11 protein-coding genes are annotated in these 14,455 nt (G+C 76.6%); 9 read left to right on the plus strand and 2 right to left on the minus strand.

Annotated elements, in window-relative coordinates; genetic code table 11:
- Nucleotides 1-14 precede the first annotated feature (14 nt).
- Nucleotides 15-800: an NAD-dependent epimerase/dehydratase family protein gene (locus ACR9E3_RS25495; RefSeq protein ID WP_460383497.1), complete on the minus strand. Its 786-nt coding sequence runs from the start codon at nt 798-800 to the stop codon at nt 15-17.
- Nucleotides 801-915: 115 nt separating this feature from the next.
- Here ACR9E3_RS25495 and ACR9E3_RS25500 point away from each other — a divergent pair, with 115 nt between their 5' ends.
- The 4 genes from ACR9E3_RS25500 to ACR9E3_RS25515 all read left to right on the plus strand — a co-directional run bounded on the left by ACR9E3_RS25500 (nt 916) and on the right by ACR9E3_RS25515 (nt 8,326).
- Nucleotides 916-1,470 carry a hypothetical protein gene (locus ACR9E3_RS25500; protein ID WP_460383498.1) on the plus strand — a complete coding sequence of 185 codons (555 nt, stop codon included), beginning with the start codon at nt 916-918 and terminating at the stop codon, nt 1,468-1,470.
- A gap of 80 nt (nt 1,471-1,550) precedes the next feature.
- Nucleotides 1,551-2,477: a hypothetical protein gene (locus ACR9E3_RS25505; protein WP_460383499.1), complete on the plus strand. Its 927-nt coding sequence runs from the start codon at nt 1,551-1,553 to the stop codon at nt 2,475-2,477.
- Nucleotides 2,474-4,180 (plus strand): DNA polymerase Y family protein, encoded by a 1,707-nt coding sequence (locus ACR9E3_RS25510; protein WP_460383501.1) that lies wholly within the window; start codon nt 2,474-2,476, stop codon nt 4,178-4,180. The genes ACR9E3_RS25505 and ACR9E3_RS25510 overlap by 4 nt, the downstream gene beginning before the upstream one ends.
- A 573-nt stretch (nt 4,181-4,753) precedes the next feature.
- Nucleotides 4,754-8,326 (plus strand): error-prone DNA polymerase, encoded by a 3,573-nt coding sequence (locus ACR9E3_RS25515; RefSeq protein WP_460383502.1) that lies wholly within the window; start codon nt 4,754-4,756, stop codon nt 8,324-8,326.
- A 69-nt stretch (nt 8,327-8,395) separates the two neighbouring features.
- On the opposite strand, the gene ACR9E3_RS25520 is transcribed toward ACR9E3_RS25515, so the two are convergent.
- Nucleotides 8,396-9,061, minus strand: coding sequence for a GPR1/FUN34/YaaH family transporter (locus ACR9E3_RS25520; protein WP_460383503.1), 666 nt, complete (start codon nt 9,059-9,061; stop codon nt 8,396-8,398).
- A 207-nt stretch (nt 9,062-9,268) separates the two neighbouring features.
- On the opposite strand from ACR9E3_RS25520, the gene ACR9E3_RS25525 reads away from it, so the two are divergent.
- The 5 genes from ACR9E3_RS25525 to ACR9E3_RS25545 all read left to right on the plus strand — a co-directional run bounded on the left by ACR9E3_RS25525 (nt 9,269) and on the right by ACR9E3_RS25545 (nt 14,344).
- Entirely contained in the window at nt 9,269-9,802 is a 534-nt protein-coding gene (locus ACR9E3_RS25525; RefSeq protein WP_460383505.1) for a hypothetical protein, read from the plus strand.
- Nucleotides 9,799-11,622 (plus strand): NAD-binding protein, encoded by a 1,824-nt coding sequence (locus ACR9E3_RS25530; RefSeq protein ID WP_460383506.1) that lies wholly within the window; start codon nt 9,799-9,801, stop codon nt 11,620-11,622. Before ACR9E3_RS25525 ends, ACR9E3_RS25530 begins: the two co-directional genes overlap by 4 nt.
- A gap of 173 nt (nt 11,623-11,795) precedes the next feature.
- Complete coding sequence (locus ACR9E3_RS25535; protein ID WP_460383507.1) at nt 11,796-12,809, plus strand: DMT family transporter; 1,014 nt, start codon at nt 11,796-11,798, stop codon at nt 12,807-12,809.
- 4 nt (nt 12,810-12,813) lie between these two features.
- Nucleotides 12,814-13,665, plus strand: coding sequence for a bifunctional methylenetetrahydrofolate dehydrogenase/methenyltetrahydrofolate cyclohydrolase (locus ACR9E3_RS25540; protein ID WP_460383508.1), 852 nt, complete (start codon nt 12,814-12,816; stop codon nt 13,663-13,665).
- Nucleotides 13,666-13,954: 289 nt separating this feature from the next.
- Nucleotides 13,955-14,344 (plus strand): DUF3017 domain-containing protein, encoded by a 390-nt coding sequence (locus ACR9E3_RS25545; RefSeq protein ID WP_460383509.1) that lies wholly within the window; start codon nt 13,955-13,957, stop codon nt 14,342-14,344.
- The last annotated feature ends 111 nt before the right edge of the window (nt 14,345-14,455 follow it).

Raw genomic sequence — 14,455 nt, forward strand, 5'->3', positions numbered from 1 at the left:
GGATCTGTCCGTGATCAGCCCGAAGGTGCGTCGAAGGACGGTCCGCAGAAGCCGCCGCCGACCCAGCCGTCGGTCCTGGGGCTCGTGCGGTCGGCGACCTCGGCGGCGTAGGCCTCGGCGTCGTCGCGGGGGCGGTAGCCGATCTCGTGGGCGCCGGTCAGGGCCCACCGCCTGCGGGTGTTCGCCGAGACGCCCCAGACGACGCGGAAGCCCGGGGACGGGCAGGTCAGCGACGCCTCGACCAAGCGTGCGCAGTCGTCGGGGGACAGCCACGTGGTGAGGGCCCGGGCGTCGGTGGGGCGGTCGTGGCACGTCCCGATGCGCAGGCAGACGACGTCGAGGCCGTAGCGGTCGTGGTACAGGCTGCCGAGGGCCTCGCCGGTCACCTTGCTGACGCCGTAGTAGGTGTCCGGGCGCGGTGGCAGGTCGTCGCCGACCGGGTCGGTGGCGGGGTGGAAGCCGACGGCGTGGTTGCTGCTCGCGAACACGACGCGGCCGACGCCGGCGCGGCGGGCGGCCTCGAACACCGTGTACGTGCCGTGGATGTTCGTCTCGAGGATGGTCTGCCAGTCCGCCTCGCCGCTCTGGCCGCCGAGGTGGACGACGGCGGTCACGTCCGCGCAGGCCGCGACGAGCGCGTTGAGGTCGGTGACCGACGCCGTGACGACCTCCACGTCGGGGCCGTCCGGGGGCGTGACCACGTCGAGCAGGCGCAGGGTGCGGCCGGGGCGGGCGAGGCGGGTGCGCAGGTAGCCGCCGATCCGGCCCGCGGCACCGGTGACGAGGACGCGCTCGGTCATGGGGTCACCCTGGCCGTCCCGCGGCCGGACGGCGAGGTGGAGGAACCGTTCGGCTCCGGGCTCCGTCCAAGTCGAGGAACGGCGCCGTACGAGGCGCCCGACGAGGGGCACGGACATGCAACCACGAGTACCGCTGTCGGCGGCGGTGGCGCCCGCGCGGGAGACGCACCGCGAGGCGATCGATGCTTTCGTCGCGTGGAGCACGGCGTTCGGGAGGCCGGCGGATCCGGACATCGCGGCGCTGATCCACGCCGCTCAGGACCGTGAGGGGGAGCGGGACGGGTGGGACCGGGCCGGCTTCTTCGCGTTCTACGGCCGCCGCATCGGGAACTGGTGTGCGATCGCCGGTTGCGAGTACCCGTTCGAGGAGATCCCGGAGACCCTCTGGCTGTGGCTCCACCACCGGGATCTGTCGGGTGGCTGGGGCCCTGGCGACGAGCCGCTCCACGACCTGCTCAAGGTCCTGTACTGCTACGGCAACATCGGGTTCGACGGGCGCCGACAGCCGGACGGGGAGCGCACCCGCCGTCTCGTTCCCTGCGAGTGCTTCGTCTCTCGTCGCTACCCCCTGCCCGACGGGCCGCCGCCGACGGTCGACGACCTCGACCGCGAACTGGAGGAGGAGCTGGGCCGGGTCCCCCGGCGACACGGATCGGCCCGGTCGGGGTGACCTCCGCCCGCGGGATCGGCGGCTGTCGGGGGTGTGGGTTAGCGTTCTCGGTGTTCGAACACGTGTTCGAGGAGGGCGCTATGGGTGGTGCGTCGTCGGTGCTCGACGGGCAGGGTTCCCCGCTGCGGCGGTGGGCCGATCTCGGGGTGGTGCGGGCCTCGGAGCTACCGGCCCGGCGCGCGGGGCGTGGCGCGGCGGCTCCGGCGTCCGTCCCCGCGGGGGAGCCGGTCGTGGCGCCCGCCGAGCCGGTCCCGGAGGAGCCCCGCGCTGATCCCCGCGCTGATCCCGAGGCCGCCCGGGTCCTGCCCGTCGCCGCCCCGCTGGTGGATCTCCTGCCCGACGGGGGGCTGCGGCGCGGGTCGACGGTGGCGGTGTGCGGGTCGACGTCGCTGCTGCTCGCGCTGCTGGCCGAGGCGTCGGGGGGCGGGTCGTGGTGCGCGCTGGTGGGGTTCGCCGACCTGGGGATCCAGGCCGCGGCCGAGGCGGGGCTCGACCTGTCCCGCACGGCGCTGGTGCCCCGTCCCGGCCCCCGCCCGGCGGCGGTGGTGGCGTCGCTGGTCGACGGGGTGGACGTGGTCGTGCTCGACACCACGCTGCCCGGCGTCCGCTGGGGGGCGGGCGACCGGCAGCGGCTCGGGGCCCGGGTCCGTCAGCGGGGTGCGGTGCTGGTGCCGGTCGGGGCGCCGGGCACGTGGCCGGGGGCCGAGGTCGAGCTGCGGGCCGAGGGCAGCGCGTGGGCCGGGCTCGGGGGTGACGGCGCGGGCCGCCTGCGCTCGCGGCGGGTCCGTGCGCGGTGCGCCGCCCGCGGCCGCCCCGGCGAGCGGGACGTGCCGCTGCTGCTGCCGGGGCCGGCCGGGACGTGCGTGCCGGACGGGGAGCTGCCGGTGGGGGCGCCGCTGACGGGTCCGCCCCGGCCGGTGGGAGAGCCGGTGGCGGAGCCGGGGGGAGAGCCGGTGGCGGAGCCGGGGTTCCGGGAGGCGCCGCGGCACATCGGGGTGGCGGGGTGAGCGCGCCGGCGCGGGTCCTGGCGCTGTGGTGTCCTGACTGGCCGGTGGTGGCCGGCGCGGCCGAGGCGGGGCTGCCGCCCGCGCGCCCGGCGGCGGTGCTGGCGTCGCACCGGGTGGTGGCGTGCTCGGCGACGGCGCGGGCGCAGGGCGTGCGCCGGGGGCTGCGCCGGCGCGAGGCCCAGGCGCGCTGTCCGGACCTCGCGGTGCTGGCCCGCGATCCCGAGCGCGACGCCCGGTGCTTCGAGCCGGTCGCGGCGGCGGTCGAGGAGCTCACGCCCGGGGTGGAGGTGGTCCGTCCGGGGCTGGTGGCGCTGTCGGCGCGGGGGCCCGCCCGCTACTTCGGGGGCGAGGAGGTCATCGCCGAGCGCCTGGTCGACCACGTCGCGGGACGCACCCGCACCGAGTGCCAGGTGGGCATCGCCGACGGGCTGTTCGCCGCCGGGCTCGCCGCGCGCCGGTCGCTGCTCGTGCCGCCCGGGGAGAGTCCGGGGTTCCTCGCGCCCCTGCCGGTCACCGAGCTGGAGCTCGAGCCGGGCGTCGAGCCCGACACCGCCGGCGCGGACGACGACGCGAGCGCCACGCGCGCGGAGCTCATCGGCCTGCTGCGCCGGCTCGGGCTCACCACGCTGGGCGCCTTCGCCGACCTGTCGGCCACCGACGTGGCCTCGCGCTTCGACGCGGCCGCCGTCCGGGCCCACCGGCTGGCCCGCGGGCTCGACGAGCGCCCGCCCTCGCGGCGCCGCATCCCCGACGAGCTCACCGTCGAGCTGCCGCTCGATCCCCCGGTCGACCGTGTCGACGCCGCCGCCTTCGCCGCCCGGTCGCTGTCCGAGCGGCTGCACGAGGCCCTGGGCCGCGCGGGGCTGGCGTGCACGCGGCTGGGGGTGCAGGCCCGCACGACGGCCGGCGACGAGCTCGCCCGGGTGTGGCGCTGCGCCGAGCCGCTGACCCCGAACGGCACCGCCGACCGCGTGCGCTGGCAGCTCGAGGGCTGGCTCTCGCGCCGCCGCGGTGACAGCAGCGGCGACGGGGGGCTCACCGTGCTGCGGCTGGTGCCCGAGGAGGTCGTCGAGGCGGGGCGGCTGCAGCTCGGGCTGTGGGGCGAGGTCGGGGTGGCCGACGAGCGGGCGGGGCGGGCGCTGGTGCGCGTGCAGGGGCTGCTCGGGCCCGAGGAGGTGCTCACGGGGGTGCCCGGCGGCGGGCGCGGTCCGGGGGAGCGGATCCGGCTGGTGCCGTGGGGCGACGAGCGGGTGCCCGCGGTCGACCCGGAGGCGCCCTGGCCCGGCACGCTCCCCGCGCCCTCGCCGGCGCGGGTGCCGCCCGAGCCCCTGCCCGCCCGGGTGCTCGACGCCGGCGGCGCCCCGGTGCGCCGGGCGTCCCGCGGGCAGCTGTCGGCGTCGCCCGCCCACGTGGCGCTCGGCACCGACCCGGCCGCGCCCACCGCCCCGGTCCGCGCCTGGGGCGGTCCCTGGCCCGATCCGGGCCGCTGGTGGGACCCCCGCGCCGTGGCCGGCGGTGGCGTGCGCATCCAGGTGGTGTGCAGCACCGACGCCGACGAGATCGCCGCCGGCCGCGTCCCCGAGGCCGACCCGGCCGCCGACCTCGCCCCCGACCCGGTCGCCTCCGGCGCCGACGCGGTCGGCCGGGCCCTGCTGCTGGTCCACCGCGACGGCGCCTGGGCGGTGGAGGGGATCTACGACTGATCGGTCGACGTCGCGGTCGCGCTGGGCGTCGATCCACTTGCCCGCGATCGCGTGTGTGTCCGACGAGGCCCGGGCCGCTCGGAGATCACGAGCACCGGGTGCGCGCGATCGCGACCCGTCACGTACGACGCCCTGATCGCGATCCGGCGCCCTGGCACCGGCGAGATCGCTCCCGGGGATCGTCGGCCGCGGCGTGCCCTCGGGCGGCGCGCTGGCGCCGGCAAGATCGCTCCCGGGGATCGTCGGCCGCGGCGTGCCCTCGGGCGGCGCGCTGGCGCCGGCAAGATCGCTCCAGGTGCTCCTCTCACCCGATGTCATCGGGTGAGAGGAGCACCCGGGCGGATCACGAGTGGCAGCGCGGCCCCTTGGGCGGCGCGCGGCACCGGCATGCCGGAGGTGCCGTCCGATCCTGGGCACCGCGCCGGTCGCGGGACTCGGGGGGCGGCCACGCGGCGCGCCGAGCGACCCGCTCCGCCGGTCCCGAGGGCCGCGGGCCGCCGGTCCCGACGGCGTGCCCGCTGTCGGACCCGTCGTCTATCGTGTCGAACACGTGTTCGATCGATGGAGGCGCGGATGGGCTGGGGCAACCCGCCGGTGAGCTGGTCGGAGATGGAGCGCCTGCTCTCGGGGCGCCCGTCCGACGGGCCCAGTCTGCAGGGGCGGGGCAACGGGACGCGCGACGCGATCCAGGGTCGTGGGGGGCGCGCGGGCCGGGAGAGCGAGCCGCACGAGGGCCACGTCGGTCCCTGGCCCCCGGAGTCGGACGTCCCCGACGACTTCGTCCGCGACCCTCTGGCGTTCGACGACGGCGACCGTGTCGACGGCCCGGGCCGGATCCGGGCGCCGCGCGAGGAGCACTTCCCCGGCGACGGGGGCGACAGCCCGGCGTGGAGCCGGCAACGCACGCCGTACCGGCCGCCGCGCGGGACGAGCACGCGGAGCGCGGCCGTCCCCTACGCCGAGCTGCACACGCACTCCAACTTCAGCTTCCTCGACGGCGCGTCGCACCCGGAGGAGCTGGTCGAGGAGGCGGCGCGGCTGGGGCTCGAGGCCATCGCGCTGACCGACCACGACGGCATGTACGGGGTGGTGCGCTTCGCCGAGGCGGCGCAGGAGCTGGGGGTCCCGACGGTCTACGGCGCCGAGCTCTCGCTGGGGCTGTCCGCGCCGCAGAACGGTGTGCCCGACCCCGAGGGCGACCACCTGCTGGTCCTGGCCCGCGACCCCGACGGCTACCGGGCGATCTCACGGGCGATCACCGAGGGCCAGATGCACACCCACGGGGAGAAGGGGCGCCCGGTGTACGACCCGGAGCGGGTCGCGTCGACGCTCGGCGGGCACGTCCAGGTGCTCACGGGATGCCGCAAGGGATCGGTCCGCCGGGCGCTCGCCGCCGGCGGTGCCGACGCGGCGGCCCGCGAGATCGAGCGGCTGGTCGCGCTGTTCGGGGCGGAGAACGTCGCGGTCGAGCTCACCGACCAGGGCGTGCCCGACGACACCGAGCGCAACGCCGCGCTGGCCGAGCTGGCCGCGCGCGCCGACCGCGGGCGGGGCCTGCGCACGGTGGCGACCACGGGGGCGCACTACGCGACGCCCGACCGCGCCCGGCTCGCGGCCGCGCTGGCGGCGGTGCGGGCGCGGCGCAGCCTCGACGACGCCGAGGGCTGGCTGCCGCCGGGCCCGGCGCACCTGCGGTCGGGGGCGGAGATGGCCGCGCGCTTCACCCGTCACCCGCAGGCCGTCGCCCACGCCGCGACCCTGGGGCGCGAGTGCGCGTTCTCCCTCGAGCTGCTCGCGCCCGAGCTGCCGCCGTTCGCGGTGCCCGAGGGCGAGACCGAGGCGAGCTGGCTGCGCCGGCTGACCTGGATGGGGGCGGGGGTGCGCTACGGCGACCGGCTGCGCTCGCCGCGGGCGTTCGAGGTGATCGACCACGAGCTGGACGTCATCGAGCGGCAGGGCTTCCCGGGCTACTTCCTCATCGTCGCCGACATCGTGCAGTACTGCACCGACCACGACATCTACTGCCAGGGCCGCGGGTCGGCGGCCAACTCGGCGGTCTGCTTCGCGCTGGGCATCACCCACGTCGACGCGGTGGAGATGGGCCTGCTGTTCGAGCGCTTCCTCTCCCCGGAGCGCGACGGCTATCCCGACATCGACCTCGACATCGAGTCCGACCGCCGCGAGGAGGCCATCCAGTACGTCTACGCCCGCTACGGACGCGACCGCGCCGCCCAGGTCGCCAACGTCATCACCTACCGGCCGCGCTCGGCGGTGCGCGACGCGGCCCGCGCGCTCGGGTTCTCGCAGGGCCAGCAGGACGCCTGGAGCAAGCAGATCGACCGGTGGGGTCCAGGCGCCGAGCTCGCGGGGCAGGTGCCGGAGATGCCCGCCGCGGTGGCATCGCTCGCCGAGCAGATCGCGGGCTTCCCCCGCCACCTGGGCATCCACTCCGGCGGCATGGTCATCTGCGACCGCCCGGTCGACCAGGTGGTGCCCGTGGAGTGGGGGCGGATGCCGGGGCGCAGCGTCATCCAGTGGGACAAGGACGACGCGGCCGCGGTCGGGCTGGTCAAGATCGACCTGCTGGGGCTGGGCATGCTCTCGGTGCTGCACTACGCGGCCGACCTCGTGGCCGCGCACCACGACGTCCGCGTGAAGCTGCACGAGCTGCAGGCCACCGACCCCGCGGTGTTCGCCATGCTCGCCGAGGGCGACTCGGTGGGCGTGTTCCAGGTCGAGTCCCGGGCGCAGATGGCGACGCTGCCGCGGCTGCGGCCCCGCAAGTTCTACGACCTGGTCGTCGAGGTCGCCCTCATCCGCCCCGGGCCGATCCAGGGCGGGTCGGTGCACCCCTACATCCGCCGGCGCAACGAGCTGGAGCGCGTCGTCTACGACCACCCGCTCTGCGAGCCGGCGCTGGCGAAGACCCTGGGGGTGCCGCTGTTCCAGGAGCAGCTCATGCAGCTCGCGGTCGACGTCGCCGGCTTCTCCGCCGCCGAGGCCGACGAGCTGCGCCGGGCGCTGTCGGCCAAGCGCTCCAGCGAGCGGATCGAGCGGATGCGCGAGCGCTTCTACGAGGGGATGGCGGCCAACGGGATCACCGGCGACCTCGCGGACACGATCTTCAGCAAGACCAAGGCGTTCGCCAACTTCGGCTTCCCGGAGAGCCACTCGATCAGCTTCGCGTCGCTGGTCTACGTCAGCGCCTGGTACAAGCTCTACTACCCGGCCGCCTTCTGCGCGGCGCTGCTGCGGGCCCAGCCGATGGGCTTCTACTCGCCCCAGTCGCTCACCGCGGACGCCCGCCGCCACGGGGTGGTGGTGCTGGGGCCCGACGTCGCGGTCGCCGCCGACACCCCGGGGCTCGAGCCGCATCCCGAGAGCACCGGCGGGGTCGCCGTCCGGCTCGGCCTCGCCGGGGTGCGGGGACTGGGCGACGAGGTGGCCGCCCGGATCGTGGCCTGCCGGGAGGGGACGCAGGACGGCGACGCCGGCGGTCCCTACCGCGACGTCGCCGACCTCGCCCGCCGCGCCGCGCTGACCACCGCGCAGGTCGAGGCGCTCGCGACGGCCGGGGCGTTGCGCTGCTTCGGGCTCGACCGCCGCGAGGCGCTGTGGGCGGCCGGTGCGGCGGCGGCCGGGGTCGGCGTGGTGCGCGACGGCGTGCGGCACGAGCGCCTGCCCGACACCGCCGTCGGTCTCGAGGCCCCGGCCCTGCCGGGCATGAGCGCGGTCGAGCTCACCGTCGCCGACGTCTGGGCCACCGGTCTGACCCCCGACAGCCATCCGGTGACCCACCTGCGCGCGGCCCTCGACGAGCGCGGGGCGTACTCGGTGGCCGGGGTCGCCCGCGTGCCCGAGGGCGAGCGGATCGAGGTCGGCGGGGTGGTCACCCACCGCCAGCGGCCCGCGACCGCCGGCGGCACGACGTTCCTCAACCTCGAGGACGAGACCGGCATGCTCAACGTCGTCTGCTCGGAGGGGCTCTGGGCCCGGCACCGGGTGGTGGCGCGCACCAGCGCCGCGCTCGTCATCCGTGGCCGTGTCGAGCGGGCCCACGACGCCCCGAGCGTGGTCAACCTCGTCGCCGACCGCGTCGAGCGCCTCGAGCTCCGGGTGCCGTCGAGCTCCCGGGACTTCCGGTGACGGCACGAAGGGCGCCCCCGCTGCGGTGCGACGCAGCGGGGACGCCCCTCGCTCCCTGCCGGAGGTGGATCAGCCGCCGATGATCGGCTTGCCCATCGGCATCGCCTTGCCGCCCGCCGCCTGGCCCATGGCGTCGACGAACAGGTAGACGCCCACGAGCGCGAAGGCGAACACGACGATGCCGCCGATCGCGAGCAGGCCGGTCGAGCCGCTCGCCGTGCCCAGCAGCACGAGCAGCAGGGCGGCGTCGACCAGCACGAACAGCAGCGTGAAGATCGACGGCAGGCGCAGCGACGCCAGCGTGAGCACCACGATGCCGATCAGCCACGTGAGCAGGAAGGTCTCCTGCGCCGCAGTGGCCGCCCCCTCGACGGTCGCGTCCCCGAACCAGTTGTGGCCGAGACCGAGCACGAGGAGCGGGAAGCTGATCCAGAAGGCGCCGAAGATGCCGAAGATGGCGGCGACAGGACCCTGGCCGAGGCGTGCGGCCCAGATGCAGGCGATCAGCTGGCCGATGCCGTTCGAGGCGAACAGGATCGGCACCATGCCGATGGCGGCGTTGTCCGACGAGCCCGTGAACCCGATGAGGTACAGACCGAGTGCCACGGACCCGATGACGAACGTCGGGACGCCGACCAGCGCCGGATTGGCGGCCGCTGCTGCTGCGGCTGCCTCGTCGGCACTGGTGTCGGGTGCCGCATGGGCTGCGCCGGACTGCTCGTCGATCGTGGTCATTCCCACTCCTTCGTGAAACGTCCGCGGTGGCGTAGGGACCCGTTGCGCACCACCGTTCGGCCAGGTGGCAGCACCACGGGTACCCCGCGTGTACGACGAGTGTGAGGTGAGACACGCCCCGTGCGCACCGGGCCAGTCGGAGGGGGTCGGGCGGGTTCGTCACCCATCCGTCCGCACCGTGAACCGGTTCAGGGCATGCTGCGGTCCATGAGGGCGGGGCGGGGGAGCCGGGATCTGGTGTATGCGGCCGGCCGCGGCGTGGTCGGGGGCGCCGTCGGCACCGGGGCGATGAGCCTCGCGGCGCACGTCCGGCGCCGGCGCTACGCCCGGCGGCACGGCATCGCGACCACCGACGTCACCGCGATCCTCGACTACGACGACAGCGAGCACGTCGTCATCGCCGCGTCGACCCTGCTGCGCCGCGTCATCGGGTGGGCGCCGCGTTCCGAGCGCGGACGCACGACGCTCTTCTGGCTCGTGCACTGGGGCTACGGCTCGGTGGTCGGGGTCGGGCACGTCGCCCTGCAGAGGGTGCGCGGCGAGCCCGCGGCCGGGCTGCTGTTCCTCGCCGGGTGCCAGGCGATGGCGCTCGGGCTCTTCCCGGTGCTCGGCGACACCCCGCCGCCGTGGCGCTGGCGGCGCGACCTGCTCACGACCAGCGTCGCGCAGCACGCGATCTACGCCGGCGGCGTGGTCGCGGCGAACACCGCGACGGCACGGCTCGGGCGCCCTCCGCGGTGAGCGCCCCGGAGGCCCGTCCCGGCACCGCCACGGACGCGACGCGTCGCGCGCACGTCGTGGTGTGCGGGCTCGAGGGGCTCGGGCTGCGGGTGGTCGAGCAGCTCGTCGCCGCCGGCCAGGAGGTGGTGGTCGTCGACGACACCGCCCCGGCCCGCACCCACCGGGCCGCGAGCGCTCTCGGCGCGACGGTGGTCGAGCGCGACGCCACCGAGGCCGGCGCGCTCGAGGCCGCCGGGCTGGACACCGCGTCGGCGGTCGTCTGCGCCGAGCCCGACGACCTCCGGGCGCTGCGCCTGGCGCTCGTGGTGCGCGAGCGGCGCGACGACGTCCGCGTCGTGACCGCGCTCGCCACGGCGGCGGTCGGCCGTGCGGTGGCGGGCGGGCCCGGCCCGGACACGGTGCTCGACGTCGCCGCCCTGGCCACGCCGACGGTGGTCGAGGCGTGCCTGCAGAGCCCGGTGCACGAGCTCGACGTCGGCGGGCACCGGTTCCTCTCCGCGTCGACGACCGCGCCCCGGGCCGGGACGCTCCGCACCTTGTACGGGGACCTCGTGCCGCTCGCGGTGACGCCCCGGGAGGCCGAGCACGACGACACCGCCACCGCCGTCTGCCCGAGCCGCGACCGCGCCGTCGCGCCCGGCGACCGGGTCGCGCTGCTGGGCACGCCCGCGGAGCTGGCCGCCGCGGGCATCGCGACGGACGGGCCCGCGCCGGAGCGCCGCGTGACGCGCCGCGGCGGCGGCTGGGATCCGGAGGCGCGACGGGCGGGTCACGGCCGCCTGCGCCGGGGCGCGGCCGCCCTCGTCCAGCTCGTCCGCGAGGCCGACCGAGGGCTCGGCTGGGCACTCGTCGCGCTGCTCGGGCTGATCGTGGTGTCGACCGTGGTGCTCAGCCTGGGCTACGACGACCCGGGCATGTCACCGGTCGACGCGCTCTACTTCACCGTCGAGTCGGTGGCCACGGTCGGCTTCGGCGACTACAGCTTCGCCGAGCAGGCGCTCTGGCTGCGGCTGTGGGCGGTGTTCCTCATGCTCGCCGGCGTCGTCGCCACGGCGATCCCCATCGCCTTCTTCACCGACATGCTCATCAGCAGGCGCCTCGCCGAGACCGCCGGGCGCCGCCGGGCGTCGGGGGCGCGCGGCCACGTCGTGCTCATCGGGCTCGGGGCCGTCGGGGTCGCCGTGCTGGAGGCGTTGCGCGAGCGCGACCGCGAAGTGGTGGTCGTCGAGCGCGACGCGAGCAACCGCTTCCTCGACCGGGCCCGCGCGGCCGGGGCGCCCGTGGTCTTCGGCGACGCGACCGACGCCGGCATCCTGCGCGCCGCCCGGGTGCCGCACGCCGCCGCGGTCGCCGTGGTGACCAGCGACGACATGGCCAACGTCGAGACCGGGCTCGCGGTGCGGGAGACGCTCGGCGAGCGCTGGAGCGCGGTGCCGGTGGTGCTGCGGATCCTCGACCGCGAGCTCGCGCGCACCGCCGCCGACCGCTTCGACTTCCGCTTCGTCCGTTCGGTCGCGGAGCTCGCCGCCCCGTGGTTCGTCGGCGGCGCCCTCGGTCTGGCGGTCCTCGGCACGTTCCCGGTGCACGGGCGGGCGTTCCTGCTCGGACGCCTGACCGTCGCGCCCGGCAGCGGCCTCGACGGCCTCGTGCTGCACGAGCTCGCCGCCCGCACCCGCGTCGTCGCACTGCACCGCGCCGGCTCGGCCGTGCTCGAGCACCCGCCCCGCCGCGACACCCGGCTCGCCGCCGGCGACGAGGCGTTCCTCGTGGGGCCGTACTCCGAGCTGCTCGACGTCCTGCGCCGCCACACCGGCCGCTGAGTCGCCCGGTCGGTGCCGGGCGTCCAGGCATCCGGGCGTTGCAGCGAACGTGGCGTTCGCTGCTTCTATGCGCACGAAATAACCGTTCGCTGCGGGGCGGAGGGCGCTGCGGGGCGGAGGGCGCTGCGGACCGGACGGCGCGCGGGCGGGGCGCGCGTTAGGTTCCCCGGACCGTGGCCCCACCCCGCTCGCGCACCGCCCTCGGCCTGGCCGGCGCGTTCGTCACCGGCGCGTTCATCGTCGGGCAGGCCCGGGTCAACGCGGAGCTCGGCACCGAGCTCGGGAACGGCGTGGTCGCCGCGGTCATCTCGTTCGGTCTCGGGCTGACGCTGCTGCTCGTGCTCCTCGCCCTCGTGCCGGCGGGCCGGCGGGGGTTGCGGCGGGTCGGGGCGGCGCGGCGCCGGGGGACGCTGCGGCCCTGGCAGCTGCTCGGCGGGCTGGGCGGCGCCCTGTTGGTCGCCGGGCAGGGGTTGACCGCCCACCTCCTCGGCACTGCGCTCTTCACCATCGCCGTCGTCGCGGGCCAGTCCAGTGGCGGTCTCGTCGTCGACCGCGCCGGGCTCGGGCCCGCCGGGCCGCAGGCGACGACACCGCCCCGCCTCGTCGGCGCCGCGCTCATGCTCGGGGCGGTCGTGCTGTCGGTGGCGCCGTCGGTGAGCACCGACGCCCCGGTGGCGCTGGCGCTGCTCCCGCTCGCCGCCGGTGTCGCCGTCGCCACGCAGCAGGCGCTCAACGGGCGGGTCGCCGCCGCCGCGGGCGGGTCCGACGCCGACGGGCACGACTCCGTCGTCGCCTCGGTGCTCCCGGCCGCGATGGTCAACTTCGTGGTGGGGCTCGTCGCGCTCGTCGTGGCCGGGATCGTCGCGGTGCTCCTGGTCGGGCCGCCGAACCCGCCGCCGAGCGCCTGGTACCTCTACCTCGGCGGGCCCTTCGGCGCGATCTTCATCGGGCTCGGCGCGTGGGTCGTCGGCCAGATCGGCGTGCTGCTGCTCTCGCTGGGTGCTGTCGCGGGCCAGATCGTCTGCGCGCTCGTGCTCGACCTCGTCCTGCCCTCCGCGGCCGGGACGCCCGGGCTCACCACGGTGCTCGGGGCCGTGCTCACGCTCGTCGCGGCGGGCATCGCGTCGGCGCCGTGGCCGCTGCGGCGTCGGGTGACAGGGGACCCACGGCCCGACCTGCCATCATGAGGTCGTGACCGCGACCAAGCTGGACGGGAAGGCCACCCTCGCCGCGATCCTCGAGGACCTGCGGGTGCGGGTGGACAAGCTCACGGCGGCGGGCCGCACCCCGGGGCTGGGGACGGTGCTCGTCGGCGACGACCCCGGGTCGCACTCCTACGTGAAGGCGAAGCACAACGACTGCGCCAAGGTCGGGATCGACTCCATCCGCCGCGACCTGCCCGCCGACGCCACCCAGGCCGACGTCGAGGCCGCGATCGACGAGCTCAACGCCGACCCGGCGTGCACCGGGTACATCGTCCAGCTCCCGCTGCCGAAGGGGCTCGACTCCGGCGCGGTGCTCGAACGCATCGACCCGGACAAGGACGCCGACGGCCTGCACCCCACCAACCTCGGGCGGCTCGTGCTCCAGGAGCCCGGCCCGCTGCCGTGCACCCCGCGCGGGGTGGTCGAGCTGCTGCGCCGCTACGACGTGCCGCTGAACGGCGCGAAGGTCACCGTCCTGGGCCGCGGCGTGACGGTGGGCCGGCCGCTGGGCCTGCTGCTGACCCTCCGCTCGGTCAACGCCACGGTCACCCTGTGCCACACGGGCACCAAGGACGTCGCCGCCGAGCTGCGCGCCGCCGACGTGATCGTCGCCGCGGCGGGCGTGCCCGGGCTGGTCACGCCCGACATGGTCAAGCCCGGCGCCGCCGTGCTCGACGTCGGCATCACCCGCGGGGAGCACGGCCTGGTCGGTGACGTCGCGCCCGAGGTCGCCGAGGTCGCCTCGTACCTCGCCCCCGTCCCGGGTGGGGTCGGGCCGATGACGCGCGGGATGCTGCTCACCAATGTCGTCGAGCGCGCGGAGCGCAGTGCCGGATGACCCTCGGATGACCAGCGTGACCCCCCGGTCGACACCGCCGGGCCCGCCGGAACCGCCACCGGGACCCCGAGCGGTCCCGGGGCAGGGGCAGGTCCCGGGCCAGGTGCCGGACCAGGCCGCGGGTCAGGCCGGTCGCGCTGCCCCGGTGCCGGACCAGGCCGCGGGACGGGCGGGTCAGGCGGCTCCGGTGCCGGACCAGGCCGCGGGTCGCGGGGGCCAGGCGGCTCCGCTGCTGAGCCAGGCAGCGCCACGTCCCCCCGCGCCTTCCGCGCCCCCGCCGCTGCGTCCGGTGCCCGCGCCGCCGCCCCCGCCCGACGAGAGCCCCACCGAGATGCTGCCGGCGGGGCACGGGCGCCATGCCCGCCCGGCGCGGACGCCGGAGGAGAAGCGCGCCGAGTGGCGGCGCAAGGTGCGCGCGCACGTGCCGTTCCTCGCGGTGATGGTCGTCGTCGCCATCGGGTTCACGCGGATCGGGATGCAGCACTGGCGCGAGGGGACCACCGAGCTGGGCGTCGCGCTCCTGATGGCGGGGGCGCTGCGCGCGAGCCTGACCCGCACCGCGGCCGGTCTGCTCGCGGTGCGCAGCCGGCGCGTCGACATCGTCACCTACGTCCTGTTCGGGCTCGTGGTCGTGGCCGTCTCCCTGACCATCACCGGGGGACCGCTCGCCTACCGGTGACCCCATCGGTGACGCCCGGCACCAGGGCGGTTCCTCGGGCGTCGTCGCCGCGGGGCCGTTGATAGCGTGCGAGCAGGTCAGCAGGCGCCGACGGACGCGCCGCATGAGGAG

It is taken from the genome of Actinomycetospora sp. C-140, from assembly GCF_054796175.1.

Bases quoted from the DNA above. Each gene is read 5' to 3' on its own strand.
- ACR9E3_RS25495 (WP_460383497.1), bottom strand. From the start codon at position 800: ATGACCGAGCGCGTCCTCGTCACCGGTGCCGCGGGCCGGATCGGCGGC.
- ACR9E3_RS25500 (WP_460383498.1), top strand. From the start codon at position 916: ATGCAACCACGAGTACCGCTGTCGGCGGCGGTGGCGCCCGCGCGGGAG.
- ACR9E3_RS25505 (WP_460383499.1), top strand. From the start codon at position 1,551: ATGGGTGGTGCGTCGTCGGTGCTCGACGGGCAGGGTTCCCCGCTGCGG.
- ACR9E3_RS25515 (WP_460383502.1), top strand. From the start codon at position 4,754: ATGGGCTGGGGCAACCCGCCGGTGAGCTGGTCGGAGATGGAGCGCCTG.
- ACR9E3_RS25520 (WP_460383503.1), bottom strand. From the start codon at position 9,061: ATGACCACGATCGACGAGCAGTCCGGCGCAGCCCATGCGGCACCCGAC.
- ACR9E3_RS25525 (WP_460383505.1), top strand. From the start codon at position 9,269: ATGAGGGCGGGGCGGGGGAGCCGGGATCTGGTGTATGCGGCCGGCCGC.